This is a genomic window from Micropruina sp. (assembly GCF_047602085.1).
In the GTDB taxonomy this organism is placed as follows: domain Bacteria; phylum Actinomycetota; class Actinomycetes; order Propionibacteriales; family Propionibacteriaceae; genus Micropruina.
The window spans coordinates 466,069-484,998 of record NZ_JASGID010000005.1 but is presented as its reverse complement, the minus strand read 5'-3'; the positions used below and the strand labels follow the sequence as shown (position 1 = coordinate 484,998).

General features: G+C 68.8%; 15 protein-coding genes. 14 read left to right on the top strand and 1 reads right to left on the bottom strand.

Annotated elements, in window-relative coordinates; genetic code table 11:
* Nucleotides 1-40 precede the first annotated feature (40 nt).
* From glmS to QM721_RS11175, 11 genes are all read left to right on the top strand, one after another.
* On the top strand, nt 41-1,885 hold the full coding sequence (gene glmS / locus QM721_RS11225) for a glutamine--fructose-6-phosphate transaminase (isomerizing) (RefSeq protein ID WP_415121931.1): 1,845 nt from the start codon (nt 41-43) through the stop codon (nt 1,883-1,885).
* Entirely contained in the window at nt 1,882-2,229 is a 348-nt protein-coding gene (locus tag QM721_RS11220) for a holo-ACP synthase (RefSeq protein ID WP_415121929.1), read from the top strand. Before glmS ends, QM721_RS11220 begins: the two co-directional genes overlap by 4 nt.
* A 4-nt stretch (nt 2,230-2,233) precedes the next feature.
* On the top strand, nt 2,234-3,739 hold the full coding sequence (locus QM721_RS11215; RefSeq protein ID WP_415121927.1) for a bifunctional ADP-dependent NAD(P)H-hydrate dehydratase/NAD(P)H-hydrate epimerase: 1,506 nt from the start codon (nt 2,234-2,236) through the stop codon (nt 3,737-3,739).
* Between the two features lie 103 nt (nt 3,740-3,842).
* Nucleotides 3,843-4,493 (top strand): PTS sugar transporter subunit IIA, encoded by a 651-nt coding sequence (locus QM721_RS11210; protein WP_415121925.1) that lies wholly within the window; start codon nt 3,843-3,845, stop codon nt 4,491-4,493.
* 335 nt (nt 4,494-4,828) lie between these two features.
* Complete coding sequence (locus tag QM721_RS11205) at nt 4,829-6,913, top strand: PTS sugar transporter subunit IIA (RefSeq protein WP_415121923.1); 2,085 nt, start codon at nt 4,829-4,831, stop codon at nt 6,911-6,913.
* A 1-nt stretch (nt 6,914) separates the two neighbouring features.
* Nucleotides 6,915-8,045, top strand: coding sequence for a mannitol-1-phosphate 5-dehydrogenase (locus QM721_RS11200; RefSeq protein ID WP_415121921.1), 1,131 nt, complete (start codon nt 6,915-6,917; stop codon nt 8,043-8,045).
* A gap of 195 nt (nt 8,046-8,240) precedes the next feature.
* Nucleotides 8,241-9,047 (top strand): tRNA (adenosine(37)-N6)-threonylcarbamoyltransferase complex ATPase subunit type 1 TsaE, encoded by an 807-nt coding sequence (tsaE, locus tag QM721_RS11195; protein WP_415121919.1) that lies wholly within the window; start codon nt 8,241-8,243, stop codon nt 9,045-9,047.
* The gene (gene tsaB / locus QM721_RS11190) at nt 9,044-9,688 is read left to right on the top strand and encodes a tRNA (adenosine(37)-N6)-threonylcarbamoyltransferase complex dimerization subunit type 1 TsaB (RefSeq protein ID WP_415121917.1); all 645 of its coding nucleotides are present in this window, start codon (nt 9,044-9,046) and stop codon (nt 9,686-9,688) included. Before tsaE ends, tsaB begins: the two co-directional genes overlap by 4 nt.
* The gene (locus QM721_RS11185) at nt 9,685-10,284 is read left to right on the top strand and encodes a GNAT family N-acetyltransferase (protein ID WP_415121915.1); all 600 of its coding nucleotides are present in this window, start codon (nt 9,685-9,687) and stop codon (nt 10,282-10,284) included. The genes tsaB and QM721_RS11185 overlap by 4 nt, the downstream gene beginning before the upstream one ends.
* Nucleotides 10,281-11,324: a tRNA (adenosine(37)-N6)-threonylcarbamoyltransferase complex transferase subunit TsaD gene (gene tsaD, locus QM721_RS11180; RefSeq protein ID WP_415121913.1), complete on the top strand. Its 1,044-nt coding sequence runs from the start codon at nt 10,281-10,283 to the stop codon at nt 11,322-11,324. Before QM721_RS11185 ends, tsaD begins: the two co-directional genes overlap by 4 nt.
* Nucleotides 11,324-11,818, top strand: a complete 495-nt coding sequence (locus QM721_RS11175; RefSeq protein ID WP_415121911.1) for an NUDIX hydrolase — start codon at nt 11,324-11,326, stop codon at nt 11,816-11,818. Before tsaD ends, QM721_RS11175 begins: the two co-directional genes overlap by 1 nt.
* 174 nt (nt 11,819-11,992) lie before the next feature.
* Here the strand turns inward: QM721_RS11175 and mmuM are convergent, their stop codons facing one another.
* Entirely contained in the window at nt 11,993-12,874 is an 882-nt protein-coding gene (gene mmuM, locus QM721_RS11170) for a homocysteine S-methyltransferase (RefSeq protein ID WP_415121909.1), read from the bottom strand.
* A gap of 255 nt (nt 12,875-13,129) precedes the next feature.
* Between mmuM and QM721_RS11165 the strand changes: the two genes are divergently transcribed.
* The 3 genes from QM721_RS11165 to QM721_RS11155 all read left to right on the top strand — a co-directional run bounded on the left by QM721_RS11165 (nt 13,130) and on the right by QM721_RS11155 (nt 18,930).
* Nucleotides 13,130-14,899: a hypothetical protein gene (locus QM721_RS11165; RefSeq protein WP_415121907.1), complete on the top strand. Its 1,770-nt coding sequence runs from the start codon at nt 13,130-13,132 to the stop codon at nt 14,897-14,899.
* A 5-nt stretch (nt 14,900-14,904) separates the two neighbouring features.
* Nucleotides 14,905-16,113: an ROK family protein gene (locus QM721_RS11160; RefSeq protein ID WP_415121905.1), complete on the top strand. Its 1,209-nt coding sequence runs from the start codon at nt 14,905-14,907 to the stop codon at nt 16,111-16,113.
* 132 nt (nt 16,114-16,245) lie between these two features.
* Nucleotides 16,246-18,930: a TIM-barrel domain-containing protein gene (locus QM721_RS11155; protein WP_415121903.1), complete on the top strand. Its 2,685-nt coding sequence runs from the start codon at nt 16,246-16,248 to the stop codon at nt 18,928-18,930.

The following is an 18,930-nucleotide window of genomic DNA, read 5'->3' as shown; positions in this document are numbered from 1 at the left end:
TGGTCCAGGAGCCCCGATCGTCCACGGTAGGGTTCGAGCCATGTGCGGAATCATCGGTTACGTCGGTCCTCGCGAGGCCAGCCGGGTGGTCGTGGAGGGCCTGCGCCGCATGGAGTACCGAGGCTACGACTCCGCCGGCGTGGCGGTGGTCGCCGACGGCCGGCTCACGGTACGCAAGAAGGCCGGCAAGATCACCAACCTGGACGCCGCCATCGAGGGCGATCCGATCGCAGTGAGCGACATCGGCATCGGGCACACCCGGTGGGCGACCCACGGCGGCCCGACCGACTCCAACGCCCACCCCCACATTTCGGCCAACGGCCGGGTGGCGCTGATCCACAACGGCATCATCGAAAACTTCGCCCCGCTGCGCGCCGAACTGCAGGCCGCCGGGGTCGAGTTCCGCTCCGAGACCGACAGCGAGGTGGCCGCCCAGCTGCTCGGCGAGGCCGTCGCCACCGGTGCCGACCTGGCCGACGCGATGCGCGGCGTGTGCAACCGGCTGCACGGGGCCTTCACCCTGGTCGCCATCGACACCGCCGAACCCGGCCGGCTGGTCGCCGCCCGGCGCAACTCGCCGCTGGTGGTCGGTGTCGGCGACGGCGAGAACTTCGTCGCGTCCGACGTGGCCGCGTTCATCGAGTTCACCCGGCAGGCGATCGAGCTCGGCCAGGACCAGGTGGTCGACGTGACCCGCGACTCGGTGGTGGTCACCGACTTCGACGGACGTCCGGCCGACTCGCACCCGTTCGAGGTGACCTGGGACCTCTCCGCCGCCGAGAAGCAGGGCTACGACTGGTTCATGCGCAAGGAGATCTACGAGCAGCCGCAGGCGGTCGCCGACACCCTGCTCGGCCGGTACAACGAGGACGGCTCGCTCAAACTCGACGAGCTGCACATTCCCGAGGCCGAACTGCGCACCATCGACAAGATCATCATCGTCGCCTGCGGCACCGCCTACTACGCGGGCATGGTCGCCAAGTACGCCGTCGAGCACTGGACGCGGATCGCCTGCGAGGTCGAGATCGCGTCCGAGTTCCGCTACCGCGACCCGATCATCACGCCGCGCACCCTGGTGGTGACGCTCAGCCAGTCCGGCGAGACCGCCGACACCCTGATGGCGATCCGGCACGCACGTGAGCAGGGCGCCAAGGTGATCGCGATCTGCAACACCAACGGCGCCACCATTCCGCGCGAATCGGATGCCGTCATCTACACCCACGCCGGCCCCGAGATCGGCGTCGCCTCCACCAAGGGCTTCCTCACCCAGGTGGCCGCCTGCTACCTGCTCGGCCTCTACCTGGCCCAGGTGCGGGGTGCGAAGTTCGGCGACGAGATCGCCGCCGTCATGGGCGAGCTGGCCGCCACCCCGCCGCTGATCCAGCGGGTGCTGGACGAGATCGAACCGATCAAGCAGCTGGCCGTGAAGTACGCCGACACCGAATCGGTGCTCTTCCTGGGCCGCCACGTCGGCTACCCGGTGGCCCTGGAGGGTGCGCTGAAGCTGAAGGAGATCGCCTACCTGCACGCCGAGGGATTCCCGGCCGGCGAACTGAAGCACGGCCCGATCGCGCTGGTCGAGAACGGCATCCCGATCTTCGTGGTGGTGCCGCCGCAGGGCCGTGACCAGTTGCACGACAAGGTGATCTCCAACATTCAGGAGGTGCGCGCCCGGGGTGCCTTCACCGTGGTGCTGGCCGAGGACGACGACGACGAGGTCACCCCGTACGCCGACTTCCTGTTCCGGTTGCCCAAGGTCTCAACCCTGATGCAGCCGCTGGTCGCCACCATCCCGCTTCAGCTATTCGCCTGCGAGGTGGCGACGTTGAAGGGGTACGACGTCGACCAGCCCCGCAACCTGGCGAAATCGGTCACGGTCGAGTGATCGTCGGCATCGGCATCGACGTCTGCCCGGTCGAACGGTTCGCCCGGGCCGCGGGCAGCGAGCGGTTGCTGAACCGGCTGTTCACCCCGGCCGAACAGGACTCGTCGATGAACCGCATGGCCGGACGGTTTGCGGCCAAGGAGGCGCTGGCCAAGGCGCTCGGCGCCCCGGAGGGCCTGTCGTGGCACGACGTCGCGGTGCGCAAGGACGACGTGGGCAAGCCGTTCTTCGACTGCCGGGGCACGATCGCGGCGCGGATCGCCGAGCTGGGCATCGCCACGGTGCACCTGTCGATCACCCACGACGCGGGCATCGCCGCCGCGGTGGTGGTCTGCGAGGCTTGAGGCGATGAGGCCCGTCTACCTGGCAGAGACGATTCGCGCGGCCGAGGCGCCGCTGCTCGAGGCGCTGCCCGGGGTGCTGATGCAGCGAGCCGCCACCGCCTTGGCGTCGGTGCTGCTGCGGGAGCTGCGCGCCGTTCGCGGCGCGGTCTACGGGGCGCGGGTGCTGCTGGTGGTCGGTTCGGGCAACAACGGCGGCGATGCGCTGTACGCCGGGGCGCGGTTGTCGGGACGCGGGGTGAGGGTGGCGGCCTGGCGGACCTCGCAGCGGGTACACGAGTCGGCCTGGGCAGCCTTTCGGGCCGCCGGCGGTCGTGAGCTGGACGCCGTCGGCGCCGTGGCCGGGCTGAGCGCGGTCGACCTGGTGGTCGATGGCGTGCTCGGCATCGGCGGACGGGCCGGCCTGCGTGAGCCGGTCGCGTTGTTCGCTCGGGCCTGCGTGGACGCCGGGGTGCCGGTGGTTGCGGTCGACCTCCCCTCCGGGCTGGCCGCGGATTCACCCGCGCTGGTGGAGCGTGTCGAAACCAGGGCTTCGTTGGTTGAGCGTGTCGAAACCAGGGTCTCGACAAGCTCGACCGGCGGGGGTGGGGTCTCGCACTTCGCTGCCGCTCGCACAGTGACCTTCGGCGGGCTCAAATTCTGCCAGGTGCTGCAGCCGGCGGCGTCCGGCTGCGGGGTGGTCGAAGTGGTCGACATCGGGCTCGACCTGCCCGAGCCGGACCTGCGCTGCTGGGAGCCTTCGGACGTCGCCGCCGCGTGGCCTTGGCCGGGGGTGACCAGCGACAAGTACTCCCGCGGGGTGGTCGGCCTCGATACCGGCTCGGACGCCTACCCCGGGGCCGCGGTGCTGTCCACTCTGGGTGCGGTGCAGGCCGGGGCGGGCATGGTCCGCTTTGCGGGCGCGGCGGGCGCCGCCGGCCTGGTCGGGCGGGCCGCCCCCAACGTGGTGTTCGGCGCCGGCCGGGTGCAGGCCCGGGTGCTGGGCAGCGGCTGGGGCGACCGAGCGGACGGTGCGGCGGTGGTCGAGCGGGCCCTTGCCGAGGGCATCCCGCTCGTGCTGGACGCCGACGCGCTGCGCTTCCTGCCGGCCACCGCGCTGGGGGAGCAGGTGCTGCTCACCCCGCACGCCGGCGAGCTCGCCAAGCTGCTCGGCATCGACCGCGCCGCTGTGGCGTCCGACCCGATCTGCGCCGTGCGCCGCGCCGCGAAATGGTTCGGGGCCACCGTGCTGCTCAAGGGTGCCACCCAGTACGTCTGCGGACCCGACGGCGGCGTCAGCATCGCGGTGCCCGGACCGCACTGGACGGCTCAAGCCGGATCCGGTGACGTGCTGGCAGGTATCTGCGGCACCCTGCTCGCCGCCGGCCTGCCGCCGGCGAAAGCGGCCCTGGCCGGGGCCTCGATCCAGGCCCTGACCGCTGCTGCCGCGCCGGGGCCGTACCCGCCGCAGCAACTGGTCGTCGAGCGGCTACCCGGGGTGATCGCCGGATTGCGCCCACCGCTGCCGGGCTGAGCCGGCCCGGATGCCGGGCTGAGGATCGTCCTTGCAGGTGCGAGGTGCAAGAATCCATGTGGCGCCCGTTGTGTGCCGCAGATCCGTCGACGAGGAGAACCTGATGGAACAGACCCTGGTGATCGTGCTGATCGTCGCTGCGGTGGCCGTCGCGGCTGTTTACCTGCTGCGCAAGCGTCAGTCGGTGACCCCGCAGGCCCCGGTCGACGCGGTGCAGGCACAGCCCGCCCGGGCGGCTGCCACCGACGCCCTCGCCGAGCGCGTGGTCGTGACCTCCATCGTCCCCGATGCCCCCGACGACCTGGCCGAGATCGATGACACCAACGCCGTGGTGAAATTGCGGGCGATCGAACTGAACGGCACCGCCGCCGGCAAGGAGGATGCGATCCGTGAGGCCGGCGGTCTGCTAGTGGCCGTGGGTGCGGTCGAAGAGAGCTACATCGAGTCGATGTTCGAGCGGGAGCGTTCGGTGTCGACCTACATGGGCAACCTGCTGGCCATTCCGCACGGCACCAACGAGGCGCTCCGGACGATCCAGGCATCCACTATCTCGGTGGTCCGTTACCCCGACGGGATCGAGTGGAACGGCAACCCGGTCAAATTCGTCATCGGCATCGCGGCCAACAGAGGCCAGCACCTTGAGTTGCTGGGACGGATCGCCGAGGTGTTTCTCGACGTGTCCAAGGTGGAGCTGCTCGAGCAGGCCGCTACCCCTGAACAGGTCTGGCGCACGCTGGCCAAGGTGAACGGCTGAGTTCTGCACCTGTTCACGGTCACCCTGCGGCGGCGAGCAACGAATGCGGCGCAGGCAGGTGCCAGGCGGGGCGGTGTAGCTGGTTGAGCTTGTCGAAACCCCTTGCCGCAGTGTGCTGACCGAGGTCTCGATAAGCCCGAGCAGCGAAGATCAGCGCTTCCCTAGACAGCGAGAGCGGCGAAATCGGCGTGCCCCCGGCTCAGGGTGTCCTGGTGCGTGGCGGCGAACCGGTGCTTGGTTCTCCCGACGCCGGCGGTTTAGTGTTCTTAGAACACGTGCGCGGAGCCGATGAGAAGCAGAGCCGCCGGGCCCCGCGCAGAACACAAGGAGCCACTATGTCGACCACCACGGGAGCGCCGAAGGGATCGGCGCGGGTTCAGATTCAGAAATTCGGGACGTTCCTGTCGGGCATGATCATGCCCAACATCCCGGGGCTCATTGCCTGGGGCATCGTCACCATGTTCTTCATTCCGGCGGGCTTCACGCCCAACGAGAGCATCGCGACCATCGTCGGCCCGATGATCCACTACCTGCTGCCGATCATGATCGGCTACACCGGCGGCCACATGGTCTACGGCAACCGGGGCGCCGTGGTCGCGGCGATCGGCACGCTCGGCGCCATCGTCGGTTCGGACTACCTGATCGCACAAGAGAACGCCCGCCTGCTCGAATTGTGGCTCGCGCAGGGCAACGCCGAGGCCGACTTCAAAGAGCTGGGTCAGGTCCACATGTTCATCGGGGCCATGATCATGGCCCCGGTGGCTGCCTACAGCATGAAATGGCTCGACCGGCTCTGGGAGAACAAGGTCAAGGCCGGCCTCGAGATGCTGGTCAACATGTTCTCGGCCGGCATCTGGGGCTTCGCTCTGCTGATCGTCGGGTTCTACCCGGTCGCCTGGCTGGTCAACGGCATCATGCACGTGCTGAGCAATGCGGTGAACTGGCTGGTGGCCAACAACCTGCTGCCGCTCACCAGCATCCTGATCGAGCCCGCCAAGGTGTTCTTCTTGAACAACGCCATCAACCACGGCGTGCTGACTCCGCTCGGTACGCAGCAGGCGGCCGACACCGGCAAGTCCATCCTCTTCCTGCTGGAGGCGAACCCCGGGCCGGGTCTCGGCCTGTTGCTCGCCTTCGCTGTCTTCGGCATCGGGGCGGCCAAGGCTTCCGCTCCGGGAGCGGCGTTCATCCATTTCGTCGGAGGCATCCACGAGGTCTACTTCCCTTACGCGCTGATGAAGCCGTCCCTGTTGCTCGCGGTGATCGGCGGCGGCATGACCGGCGTCACCACCAACATGCTGCTGGGCGGGGCACTGCGGGCGCCGGCCGCACCGGGCAGCATCCTGGCCGTGTTGGCGCAGACCGCGCCTGGCGCGTACTTCGCCGTGATCTTGTCGGTGGTGCTCGCCGCCACGGTCAGCTTCGTGATCGCGTCGGTGATCCTGCGGGCCTCTCGCACCCGGGACCTGGCCGCCGCCGCCGCGGGCGAGGACAAATTCTCCAGCGCGATCAGCCAGACCGAGGCCAATAAGGGCAAGGCGTCTGCGGCGCTGGCGGGCCTGGCCGGCGCCGGTGCCGCCCCGTCCGGCCCGCTGAAGTCGATCGTGTTCGCCTGCGACGCGGGCATGGGCTCGTCGGCGATGGGCGCCTCGGTGCTGCGCAAAAAGATCCAGGCGGCCGGCTTCAAGGACGTCACCGTGGTCAACAAGGCCATCTCGAACCTGACCGACACCTTCGACGTGGTGGTCTCGCACCAAGACCTGATGGACCGCGCGGCCCCGGCCACTCCGTCGGCGATCCACGTGTCGGTGGACAACTTCATGGCCTCACCGCGCTACGACGAGGTGGTCGAAATGGTCCGCCGGGCACATGGCGGTGGTGCTGCCGCGGCCGAGCCGACCGCTGCGGCACCGGCGACGGCCCTGGAGACCGCGGCGGCGGACATCGCGGCCGCGGCACCGCAGCCGGCCCCGGCGGCGGACGAGGGGAGCGCGGTGCTCAAGCTGTCGTCCATCGTCCTGGACGGCTCGGCCACCGACCGTGACGGCGCCATCACCGAGGCCGGCGAACTGCTGGTCGCCTCGGGCAATGTCGACGCCGGCTACGTCGCGGCGATGCATGAGCGAGAGGAGTCGGTGTCGACCTACATGGGCAACCTGCTGGCCATTCCGCACGGCACCAACGAGGCGAAGTCGATGATCACTTCGTCGTCGATCTCGGTCATCCGGTACCCCGGCGGCATCGAATGGAACGGCAACCCGGTCAAATTCGTCATCGGCATCGCCGGGGCCGGCAACGATCACCTGGAGTTGCTGGGCAAGATCGCCGAGGTGTTCCTCGACGAGTCCAAGATCGCCGAGCTGGAGGCGGCCACCAGCCCCGAGCAGATCAAGGACGCTTTTGGAAAGGTGAACGGCTGAGATGAAGGCGGTTCATTTCGGGGCGGGAAACATCGGCCGAGGGTTCGTCGGCCTGCTACTCGGCAATGCCGGCTACGAACTGGTCTTCGCCGACGTCGCCGACCCGCTGATCGAGGGGCTGCAGAACGCGCGGTCGTATGCCGTGCACGAAGTGGGTGACCACCCGCGCAGCACGGTGGTGCGCGGGTACTCCGCGCTCAACTCGGCCAAACAGGCCGCCGAACTGACGGCTGCGATCGCCTCGGCCGACGTGGTCACCACGGCGGTCGGCGCGCACATTCTGACGTTCGTGGCACCGGCCATCGCGGCCGGCATCGCGGCTCGTCCGGCCGGGGCCCCCAAGGTGGCGGTGATGGCCTGCGAGAACGCGATCAACGGCACCGACATTCTCAAGGGTGAGGTCGAACTCAACTATGCCGGTGACGATCTGGCCGACCGGGCGTTGTTCGCCAACACCGCCGTCGACCGCATCGTGCCCGCGCAGGCCCCCGGTGCGGGGCTCGACGTCACCGTCGAGAACTACTTCGAGTGGGTGATCGAGACCCCGCCGTTCAAGGGCAACGTGCCCGAGATTCCCGGGGTCACCTGGGTTGACGACCTGGAGCCGTACATCGAGCGCAAGCTGTTCACGGTGAACACCGGCCACGCCACCGCGGCATGGTTCGGCCATGCCGCGGGCATCGAGAAGATCTCCGACGCGCTGGCCGACCCCACCGTCGCCGCCACGGTGGCCGCTGCGCTGGCCGACACCACGTCGCTGATCGTGGCCAAGCACGGCGTCGACGAGGCCGTGCAGAGCGGGTACGTGAGCAAGATCTTGAAGCGCTTCGCGAACGCCGCCTTGCCCGACACCACGCTGCGGGTGGGCCGCGGACCGCTGCGCAAGCTGAGCCGGCACGACCGGTTCATCTCGCCGGCCTCGCAACTGGCCGAGCGGGGCCTGCCCTGCGACGGCTTGCTGGCGGCCATCGCTGCCGGGCTGCGCTTCGACACCCCGGACGACCCCGAGGCCGTGGAACTGCAGCGGCTGCTGGGCACGTTGTCGCCCGAGGATGCGGTCGAGAAGATCACAGGCATCGAGGTCGGCCACCCGCTCTACGACCGGCTGTTGCGGGTCTTCCGCGACCGCTGAGCGCTGCTGGTCGAGCCGGACGACACCGTGAGGGCACCGCGGAGTTCCGGGGCGCCGTCGCCGTTGGCCGAGCCGGTCGAGACCGGTCGGCAGCATCGCGAGCCCAATCGCCGGGCGGCCCCGTTGCCACCCCGATCGCCGCGGCGACTACAGTGTGGGCCGTCCTGCACTCGTTCCGGAGGATTCAGCCACACCATGCCCGCCCCGACCGTCGTCGCCCAGGCAGCCCTGCCCGAGGGCGGCACGTTGCAGTTCGTGCGCACTGGCATGCAGGTGCGGGCCGAACTCGACGGCGTCGTGATCGCGGCCCTCAGCCTCGACGTGCCGGGCGATGTGGCACGGATCGCCGACCTGTCGGTGCGGCCCGAACACCGTGGCCGCGGCATCGGCACGGCCCTGGTGGGCTGCACTGCCGAACTGCTCGCCGCCCAGGGCGTCCGGCGGCTGAGCGTGCAGCCCCGCCCGCACGAGGCGTCCTGGTGGCGGCGCAATGGTTTCGACGGCCACGACGCGGTGCTGCAGCGGGCGCTGCCGGTGCTCGTCGAGGCGCCGACGGCCGAGGCCATGCGTGCCCTCGGTGAGCGGCTGGCGGCGCTGCTGCGACCCGGCGACGTGATCATCGCCACCGGCGATCTGGGTGCCGGCAAGACCACCTTGACCCAGGGCATCGGTGCCGGCCTGGCCGTTGCCGGCCCGGTGATCTCGCCCACGTTCGTGCTGTCGCGGGTGCACCCCAGCACGGTCGGTGGCCCGGCTCTGGTGCACGTGGACGCCTACCGGCTGGGCAGCTTCGACGAACTGGAAGATCTCGATCTCGAAGCGTCCCTGGGCGACTCGGTGACGCTGATCGAATGGGGCGGCGGCATCGCCGAGGGTTTGGCCGACGACCGGGTCGAGATCGACATTCGGCGCGGGCTCGACCCTGACGACGAGACTCGGCTGGTCTTTCTGTCCGGACGCGGCCCGCGCTGGGCCCAGCGGCAACTGGAGGGGTTGCGATGAGAAGCCTGACCCTGGCAATCGACACCTCGACCGACGTGCGGGTCGGCCTGGCCGCCGACGGGGCGGTGCTGGCGTCCGGCGCCGTCACCGACCCGCGCGCGCACGCCGAGCAGTTGATGCCCCTGATTCAGCGCACCCTGGCCGATGCCGGACGTCGGCTGGCCGACGTCACTCAGTTGGTGGTGGGCGTGGGTCCGGGCCCGTTCACCGGCCTGCGGGTCGGCGTGGTCACCGGGCACACACTCGGCTTCGTGCTGGGGGTTCCGGTGCGCGGGGTGTGCTCGCTCGATGTGGGCGCCGCCGGGCATCACGGGGCTGCAGGCGAGTTCCTGGTGGTCTCGGACGCCCGCCGCCGCGAGGTCTACTGGGCCCGCTACGCCGCGGACGGCACTCGGCTGGCCGGGCCCTTCGTAGGCCCGTCCGCCGACCTGCCACAGCTGCCGGTGACCGGGCCCGGCGCAGCGCTGGCCGGCGGCGCGTCCGTCGCCCTCGACGGCGGGTTGCTGGCGCTGGCCGGCCCCGACCTGCCCGATGCCGGGCTGTCGCCGCTCTACCTGCGCCGCCCGGACGCCGAGGTGCCGACCACGCGTAAGTCGACTCTGCTGCAGCCGCGGCTGGCCCGCGGCGCCAGCCGGTCATGAGCGGCTCGGAGGTGATCCGGCGGGCTACGACGGCCGACCTGGACGCCATTCTGGCTTTGGAGCGCACCGGCTTCGACCCGGCTTCCCGGTGGAGCGCCGGGTCGTGGACGGCGGAACTGGCTGCGCCCGATCGCTGCGTGCTGGTGGCGGGCCGACCGCCGAGCCGGGCGGAAACAGGTTCGGCGCAAGCCGCCGGTGCCCAGGGGCCTCGGTCGGCTCATCCGACGGCCGGTGCAGCCCTGGTCGGTGTGGCCACCTTTCAACTGGTCGCCGAGACCGTCGATCTGCATCGGGTGGTGGTCGCCCCCGAGCATCGCGGGCACGGCGTTGGCCGCGCCCTGATCGAGGCGGGGATCGTCTGGGCGTCGCAACGGCAGGGGGAGCGGATGCTGCTGGAGGTCGAGCACGACAACGCACCCGCCCTGGGGCTCTATCGTCGGCTCGGCTTCGCCGAGCTGGCGCGGCGCAGCGACTACTACGGGCCCGGACGGCATGCGCTGGTGCTGCGGCGCGACATCGCCGGAGCCGCCGACCGCCTGCCTGCCGGCGCCACCGCCGGGGCCGGCGACACCATGACGAGGGAGTGGAACCGATGAGTGGCCCGTTGCTGCTGGGAATCGAATCGTCCTGCGACGAGACGGGCGTGGGCATCGTCCGGGGTCACGAATTACTCGCCAACGAGGTGGCCTCGTCGGTCGAGCAGCACGTCCGTTACGGCGGGGTGGTGCCCGAGATCGCCTCGCGGGCCCACCTCGAGGCGATGCGTCCGGCACTGGAGCGCGCCCTGGCCGCCGCCGATGTCGACCTGGCCGAGCTCGACGGCATCGCGGTCACCGCCGGGCCGGGCCTGATGGGGGCGCTGGTGGTGGGCCTGGCATCGGCCAAGGCGCTGGCCGTCAGCCTGAACAAGCCGCTGTACGGGCTGAACCACCTGGTCGGCCACGTGGCGGTCGACCTGCTCGACCACGGCCCGCTGCCGCAGCCCTGTGCGGCCTTGTTGGTGTCGGGTGGGCATACCTCGCTGCTGCTGGTCAACGACATCACCGGCGACATCGTCGAACTCGGCTCGACCATCGACGACGCCGCCGGCGAGGCCTACGACAAGGTTGCCCGGGTGCTCGGCCTGGCCTACCCCGGCGGGCCGGTGATCGACAAGGCAGCGGCCGACGGTAACCCGAAGGCGATCGCCTTTCCACGGGGGCTGACCGCGGGCAAAGACCTGGTCAAGCACCGTTTCGACTACTCCTTCTCGGGGCTCAAGACGGCCGTGTCGCGCTGGGTCGAGACCCGGCGGCGCGACGGCGAGGACGTTCCGGTGGCCGACGTCGCGGCCTCGTTTCAAGAGGCGGTCTGCGACGTGCTGACCGCCAAGGCGGTCGACGCCTGCGAGCATCTCGGCGTGGCCGATCTGCTGATCGGTGGTGGGGTCGCGGCGAATTCGCGGCTGCGGGCACTGCTCGAACAGCGCACCGCCGAGCGGGGCATCGCGCTGCGGCGGCCGCGCCCGGGCCTGTGCACCGACAACGGCGCCATGATCGCGGTGCTCGGCGCCGAGGTGGTCGAGCGGGGGCTACGGCCCTCGGGGCTCGACATCGGCGCGAACTCGGGCCTGCCGGTCTCGACGGTGCTGGTCTAGTGCCGTACACACCGATCATCGGCGTGCTCGGCTACGTGCTGCACCCCGACGGCGAGCGTGCCCTCATGGTGCTGCGCAGCCGTGCGGGCGACCAGCACCGCGGCAAGTACAACGGCCTGGGCGGCAAGCTCGAGAACGACGAAGACGTGGTGGCCTGCCTGCATCGCGAGTTGATGGAGGAGGCCGGCATCACGGTGATCGCCCAGCGGCTGCGCGGCACAATCTCGTGGCCGGGTTTCGGCGCCGGCGGCGAGGACTGGTTCGGCTTCGTCTTCGTGGTCGACGCCTTCACCGGCGAGGTGCCGCCGCGCAACGACGACGGGCCGCTGGAGTGGGTGCCGATCAGCAAGCTGCTGGGTGCTGGGGAACCGCTGCCGATGTGGGAGGGCGACCGGCATTTTCTGCCGCTGGTCTTCGACGACGACCCCCGCCCCTTCCACATGGTGATGCCGTACGTGAACGGCCACCCCGCCTCGTGGGAATATCACCGCTAGTGAAACGCTGATCTTTTGCTGGTCGAGCCTGTCGAGACCCCGAATGTAGTGCTCCCACTAGGGGTTTCGACACGCTCAGCCGACGGTGGTGATGGCGCTTGTCGCTGGTCGAGCTTGTCGCTGGTCGAGCCTGTCGAGACCTCGCATGTGGTGCTTGTGCCCGACGCGCGGTGCCTACGGTGCCAGGCGAACCGCCATCGCCGCGATCATCTCGGGGCTCACCCGGCAGCACCCGCCGAGCGCCCGCACCCCGGCGGCCAGCCAGCCGTCCACACTCGCCGAGGACGACGCACCGGTCCAGCGACGAGCGTCGGCGTTCCAGGACTCGCCGCTGTTGGGGTAGAACACCACCGGGCGGCGTCCGGCCACCGCGGCTACCACGTCGTCGGCCGCAGCAGGATCACAACAATTGGCGCCCAGCGCGATCACGCTCGGCACCTCGGCGGCCATCGCGTAGGCCTCGGCAGCCGGCTCGCCCAGCCGGGTGCGGTCACCCACCGACGTGAGCGAGATCCAGGCCGGCACGCCGAGGTCGTCCAGCTCGGCGGCGAGCGCCTCGACCTCGGCCAGGCAGGGGATCGTCTCGCAGGCCAGCAGGTCGGGGCCGGCCTCGGCGAGCACCTGCAACCGGGGCCGGTGCCAGGCGCGCAACTGGGCCACGCTCAACCCGTAGTCACCGCGGTATTCCGAACCATCGGCCAGGCTGGCCCCGTAGGGGCCCACCGAGGCCACCACGAACCGCTCGCCGTCGAACCCGTCGGCCGCCTCGCGCGCCAGCCGCACGCTGCTGCGCAACGCGCGCTCGGCGTCGTCCGTGGTGCGTCCGGCAGCGAGAAAGCCCGACTGGCTCACCTGGTACGACGCGGTGATCGCCACCTCGGCGCCGGCGGCGAAGAAGTCGGCGTGGGTGGCGCGAATCTCGTCCGGGTCGGTGAGCAGTAGTCGGGCCGACCACAGCGTGTCGCTGAGGTCATGCCCGCGGGTCTCGAGCTGGGTGGCGAAGCCGCCGTCGAGCAGCACCGGCTGCCGCTCCAGCGCAGCAGCGAAAGACCTCATCGCGCCACGGTAGTGCAGGCCGGCACACTCATTCCGCGCTGTCCGGCCGCGTCTCGGGGAGGCTTCGACCCCCTTGACAGGGTTTTGTGCAGCTCGCACTATTTTTGACAACGTAGACACAGCGTCCTCACATCTGAGACATCCGAGGGGGTGCCGATGGTCCTGAGTTCACGACGAACCCTGCTGGCGGGATTGGCGACTCTGGCGGCTGGCGGGATCGCAGCGCCGGTGGCGCAGGCCTCGCGGGGTCGGGTGATGCCCACGGCGCTGCCATCGGTGCCCCGCACCAGCCGCAACTCGGTGTGGAGCCGACGCGGCCCCGGCCCGCTGTACTGGAACACCTACGGCTACAACTTTCCCAACGACGCGCCGATCCCGGAGGCCCAGTGGCGGGCGAACATCGACTGGCTGGCCCGCGATTTCGCGCCGTCCGGCTACACCATGGCCAACACCGACGGCTGGGTGGAATGGTCGACCCGCACCACCGACAACGGCTACGTGATCAGCTACAGCGACGAGTGGGAACATGACTGGCGCTACTGGCAGGGCTATCTGCACAAGCGCGGCATGGAACTTGGCGTCTACTACAACCCGCTGTGGGTGACCGAGTCCGCGTTACTCGACCGGTCGAAGACCGTGCTGGGGCGTCCGGACATTGCCGTGGCCGATCTGGTTGCTCCCGGCGATCTGTTCTCTACCAAGGGTGAGGGGCGAGGCCTGTACTGGGTCGACGTCAACCGGGCCGGAGCGAAGGAGTATGTGCAGGGTTACGTGCGCTATTTCGCCGAGCTGGGGGTGCGCTACCTGCGGGTGGACTTCCTTTCGTGGTACGAGACCGGCATGGATGCCGGCATCGGCGAGGTCGGGGTCAGACACGGCCGCGAAGCGTACGCGACGGCGTTGAGCTGGATGGACGAGGCGGCTGGCGACACCATGCTGTTGTCGTTGGTGATGCCGCAACTCGAGAACGACGCCGAGCTGGAGCTGGCGCACGGTGACATGGTTCGGATCAACGCCGACGCAGACCGCGGCGGATGGCAGCGGCTGAGTGGCGGACGCCAGAATTATCAGCCGGTCTGGCCGAACTGGTTCAACCCCTTCTGCGGCTTCACCGGCTGGTCGCACCGATCGGGGCGCGGTCAGCTAATCCTCGACGGCGACTTTCTGATGCCCAGCACCTTGGCCGACGACGAGGAACGCAAGACCATGATCAACCTGATGGTCATCGCGGGTTCGCCGGTGACCATCGCCGATACTCACGAGACGATCGGCGAGTACGGCTGGGTGTTCACCAATCCCGAACTGCTGGCGCTGCATCGGGCCGGTCTAGTCGGCCGTCCGCTGTTCCGCAACGGCCTGCGCTACTGGGACGATCCGGCCGCCCGCGACACCGAGCGGTGGGCCGGCCAGCTACCCGATGGTTCGTGGGCGGTGGCGCTGTTCAACCGCGGCGATCACGACACGGTGACCCGCTCGATCGATTTCGCCGCAGACCTCGGTTTCGACGGTGGCGGCACCGTACGCGACCTGTGGGCACACACGGAACAGGGTGGTCAGGGCAGCATCACGGTCAGTCTGCGCCCGCACGCGTCGCGCATCTTTCGTGTCACACCCGCCCGCGGACGCCGCTACCAGGCTGTTTTCGCCGCGTGGGGCGGCGGTGCCAACTTCAACAACAACCACCTGAACCATCGCTCGATCGGCTTCGTCGACAAGCTCGAGGCGGCCTCCGTCGGGCCGACCGTCACGTTCGCGGTGCAGGTGTCGAACACCGGCAACTACCCGATCCGCTACCGATACGCCAACGCGATGGGCTACCGCGCGACCATGACCGTCATCGCTGAGCGGGTGGATGGGACGGCGGTGGCGGCACCCAGTTCGGTGGCCTTCCCCCACCTGTCGGCCTGGGATGTGTGGGGCACGGTGCCGGGCGAGATCGTCCTCGACGCCGGCGTCAACCTGATCACCGTGGCGCGGTCCGCATCCGACCAGGGTGCCATCAACCTGAACTTCATCGAGGTCTGAGTCTCATGCGCGAGTTGGTTCTGACCGCCCCGGCACAGCGGCTGCACGGTGAAATCCTGGCCAGGCTGATGCGTGCAGGTGCCAGCTCGCGCACACAACTGGCCGACGCGGCCGGTGTCGACGTGTCGACCATCGTGCGGGCCCTGCCAGAACTGGTCGCGGCCGGCTGGATCAGCGAAACCGTCGACCAGATGCAGGCCCGCACGCGCGGGCGTCCGATCAAGCGCGTGGCGGTGCGCGGCGGACACCACCTGGCGATCGGGGTCAAGATCGGGCCAGAGCGGATCGTCGGGGCGGTCACCGATCTGGCCGGCGACGTGATCGCTGCCGGCACGAGCCCGCTCGACACCCGTGATCCCGACCGGGTACTCGCAGCCGTCAGCGAGATGGTCAGAGTTCTCGCGGGTCGGGGACTGGCGGTTGTCGACCAGCCGGAAGCCCGCGTGGTGGGGCTCGGCGTCGGCGTCGGCGGTCACGTGTCGAAGGGCCGGGTGGTGACGTCGCCCATTCTCGGCTGGCAAGGGGTCGAGGTGAGCACGGTTCTGGCCGCGGCTACGAGACTGCCCACCGTCGTCGCCAACGATGTCAATGCACTGGCAGCGGGGGAGCACCTGCTCGGGTACGGGCGACGCGTGGACGACCTCGCGGTGCTCACCATCGGGCGCGGCCTCGGCTGCGGCCTGGTGCTGCACGGCCGCCTGTTAGTCGGAGCCGACGGGGCGGCGGGCGAGTTCGGCCATCTGCCGCTGATCCCGGACGGTCCCCCATGCGGTTGTGGAGGCCGCGGATGCCTGGAGACCGTAGCGTCCGACCGGGCCCTGGTGGCCGCCGTCCGCGCCCGGACGGGCGACGCGGACGTATGCGAACTGGGCGATGTCGAGCGGCTGGCCGCTGCCGGCGATCAGGTGGCTCTGGAGTGCCTGGCCACCACGGGCGAACTGCTCGGCCGCGGCATCGCAGCTCTGGTCAACCTGGTCAATCCGGCGCTGGTGATCGTGGCAGGCGAAATGGTCAGCGTCATCGACCACCTGGAGGCCCCGATGCGACGCGCCGCCGCAGAGCATGCGTTTTCGTCGGCCTGGTCGAACTGCCGGCTGAAGATCGACCGCGGTGGCGACGAGATGTGGGCCCGGGGAGCGGCCTGGTTGGCCATCAGGGCGGCGGTCATGCGACCCGAGACCTTCGCCAGGGTGAGCCCGGAAGTGGCCGTGTGAACCGGCCGAACCGGGCCCGGGCGCCCCCAGCCTTTGCTGCCCCCATTGACCCTCTTCGCTGCACGCTTCGATGCACCTGCTCGGCCACCGGGCCGTCCACCCCATCACCACCCCGCATAGATCGGTTCTTCGATGACCACTCCAGAAGACCAGTCGACCACTCAACTCCGGCGCAGCGGAACTCCGTTTGCGCGTGGTCGCCTCCCGCTGCTCACGGCCGGCATAGCCCTGGCCTGCACCCTCACCCTCCCCATGATCGCGTCGGCCCAGCCGACCCCCGACCCCGACAAGGACCTCACCGCCAAGCAAGCCCAGAAGATCGAGCGTGAGCGCCGCGTGCAGCTTGCCGCCAACGAGGCCAACGCTCAGCGGGCAGTCAATCCCGGCGACGAGGTGCCGCTCGACAAGTCCAAACTCCAGAACCTGAAGGTGGGCAAGACCACGGCCACCAGCGACGGGGTGAAGCTCGAGATGGGATCGTTCGTCGGTCTCGTCCGCTTCGTCAGCGCCGATGTCGTGAAGGTCACCATTCAGGCCGCCGGCCAGCCGGCCTACAAGAGTGTGGCCGTAGTGAAGGACCGGATCAAGAAGGTCTCGATCAAGCGGAGCAAGTCGTCCTCGACCTACACGATGAAGACGAGCGGCGTCACGGTGCGGATCGCGCTGAACAAATTCGGTGTCACCATGCTCGACAAGGCGGGCCGGGTGATCAACGCCGACGACTCGCGATTCGGCAGCGGGTACCAGGACGGCAAGCCCTACGTGTTCAAGAAGACCGACAAGGGCGAGGCGTTCTATGGCTTTGGCGAGCAGACCAAAGGCCTGAACAAGCGTGGGGACAGCATCGGCATGTGGAACACCGACCACTACGCCTACGAGGCCGACGCCAAGTACATCTACGCGTCCATTCCGTTCTTCACCGGCCTGAAGAGCACAGGCGCCTACGGCATCTTCTTCGACAACACGCACCACTCGATGTACGAGATGGCCAGCGAGGCCGACGATTACTACTACTTCTACGCCAATGGTGGAGAACTCAACTACTACTTCATCAACGGCCCCAAGATGGGCGACGTGCTCGAGCGGTACACCCAACTGACCGGTCGCTACCAGCAGCCGCCGGAATGGTCCCTCGGCTGGGAGCAGAGCCACTGGGGCTACTTCCCGGGCAGCAAGATCCTCGACGTGGCCAAGGGCTATCGCGAGCGCAAGATTCCGCTCGATGCGATGAACATGGACATCGACTATATGGACGGGTGGCGGGTTTTCACCTGGGGCAAGAACTGGGGCGACCAGAACCAGATCGACGACGAGCTGGAGTCGATGGGGGTCAAGACGATCGCCATCAACGACCCGGGGGTGAAGAAGGAGTCCGGCTACTGGCTGTCCGAGGAGGGCACCGACAAGGGCTACTGGGCGACCAACCCCGACGGCAGCAACTACGAGGGCGCGGTGTGGCCGGGTACCGCATACTTTCCCGACTTCAGCCGAGCCGACGTTCGGGCGTGGTGGGCCGGCCAGCTGCCCAAGCTCACCGACAAGGGCGTGGACGGTATCTGGCTCGACATGAACGAGCCGGCCGACTTCGTCGGCCCCAACCACACGCTGCCGTTGAATGTGGAGTTCAGCAAGGGCACCAAGCAGCACACCGAGATTCACAACATCTACGGCTTCTGGAACACAGTCGCCACCTATGAGGGCCTGAAGAAGGCCAAGCCCAACGATCGGGCATTCGTCTTCAGCCGCGACATGTACGCCGGGTCACAGCGTTACGCGGCACTGTGGAGCGGCGACAACGTCAGCAACTGGGACCACCTCAAGCTGACCCTACCGCTCAACATGAACGCTGGGCTCTCGGGGGTGCCGCATGTCGGCAACGACATCGGCGGCTTCGTCGGCGACACCACGCCCGAACTGTTCGCCCGCTGGATCGAGAGTGGCTCGTTCGCCCCCTTCGCCCGCGTGCACTACGACAACAGCTTCCAGCCCGACCAGCAATGCCAGGAGCCCTGGTGCCTCGGCTCCGAAGTGGAGGACATCGCCCGCCGGTACGTCAGCCTGCGGTACAGCCTGCTGCCGTACACCAACACGGCCTTCCACAACTCCACCAAGGACGGACGCCCGGTACAGCAGGCACTGGTCTACCAGTTCCAGAACGACTCCGCGGTGCGCAACATCTCCGACCAGTTCATGTGGGGCGACTCGATCATGGTCGCGCCGGTGGTGACCGAGGGCGCGACCTCGCGAGAGGTGTACTTGCCCCAGGGCAACGACTGGATCGACTGGTGGACCGGTGAGAAGCACAGCGGCGGCCAGACCATCACCAAGGCCGCTCCGCTCGATGTGATGCCGATCTACGTCAAGGCCGGCTCGGTGATCTCGACCCGTGAGGTGCAGCAGCACACCGGGCAGAACGACTTCACCAACGTCGCGTTCAACGTATTCCTCGGCAACGGCAAGGCCTCCGGCACGCTCTACGAGGACGACGGCAAGACCGAGGCCTACAAGAAGGGCGCTTACAACACCTACGCCACGACTGTCACGACCAAGTCGAACGGCTCGATGTCGGTGTCGACCAAGAAGACCCACGCGGGCTATGCCTCGAAGTTGAAGACCTACGACATCGTGCTGCGCGGTGATCTTCCGGTGTTGGGTGGTTCCGGCGCCGCCAAGGTGAGCCCCACCAAAGCTGCCATCAACTCCTCGGCCTCCACCAGCGGCGTCCGGATCGTCAAGACCGACGCCAAGAACAACACGGTGACCGTGCGGGTGCCGATCAACACCCGCAACGTGACCATCGCGTTCGAAGGGAAGTGA

Excerpts from the sequence above, each read along its gene's own strand:
- glmS (WP_415121931.1), top strand. The coding sequence starts at position 41 with ATGTGCGGAATCATCGGTTACGTCGGTCCTCGCGAGGCCAGCCGGGTG.
- QM721_RS11215 (WP_415121927.1), top strand. The coding sequence starts at position 2,234 with ATGAGGCCCGTCTACCTGGCAGAGACGATTCGCGCGGCCGAGGCGCCG.
- QM721_RS11210 (WP_415121925.1), top strand. The coding sequence starts at position 3,843 with ATGGAACAGACCCTGGTGATCGTGCTGATCGTCGCTGCGGTGGCCGTC.
- QM721_RS11205 (WP_415121923.1), top strand. The coding sequence starts at position 4,829 with ATGTCGACCACCACGGGAGCGCCGAAGGGATCGGCGCGGGTTCAGATT.
- QM721_RS11200 (WP_415121921.1), top strand. The coding sequence starts at position 6,915 with ATGAAGGCGGTTCATTTCGGGGCGGGAAACATCGGCCGAGGGTTCGTC.
- tsaE (WP_415121919.1), top strand. The coding sequence starts at position 8,241 with ATGCCCGCCCCGACCGTCGTCGCCCAGGCAGCCCTGCCCGAGGGCGGC.
- tsaB (WP_415121917.1), top strand. The coding sequence starts at position 9,044 with ATGAGAAGCCTGACCCTGGCAATCGACACCTCGACCGACGTGCGGGTC.
- QM721_RS11185 (WP_415121915.1), top strand. The coding sequence starts at position 9,685 with ATGAGCGGCTCGGAGGTGATCCGGCGGGCTACGACGGCCGACCTGGAC.
- tsaD (WP_415121913.1), top strand. The coding sequence starts at position 10,281 with ATGAGTGGCCCGTTGCTGCTGGGAATCGAATCGTCCTGCGACGAGACG.
- mmuM (WP_415121909.1), bottom strand. The coding sequence starts at position 12,874 with ATGAGGTCTTTCGCTGCTGCGCTGGAGCGGCAGCCGGTGCTGCTCGAC.
- QM721_RS11165 (WP_415121907.1), top strand. The coding sequence starts at position 13,130 with ATGCCCACGGCGCTGCCATCGGTGCCCCGCACCAGCCGCAACTCGGTG.
- QM721_RS11160 (WP_415121905.1), top strand. The coding sequence starts at position 14,905 with ATGCGCGAGTTGGTTCTGACCGCCCCGGCACAGCGGCTGCACGGTGAA.
- QM721_RS11155 (WP_415121903.1), top strand. The coding sequence starts at position 16,246 with ATGACCACTCCAGAAGACCAGTCGACCACTCAACTCCGGCGCAGCGGA.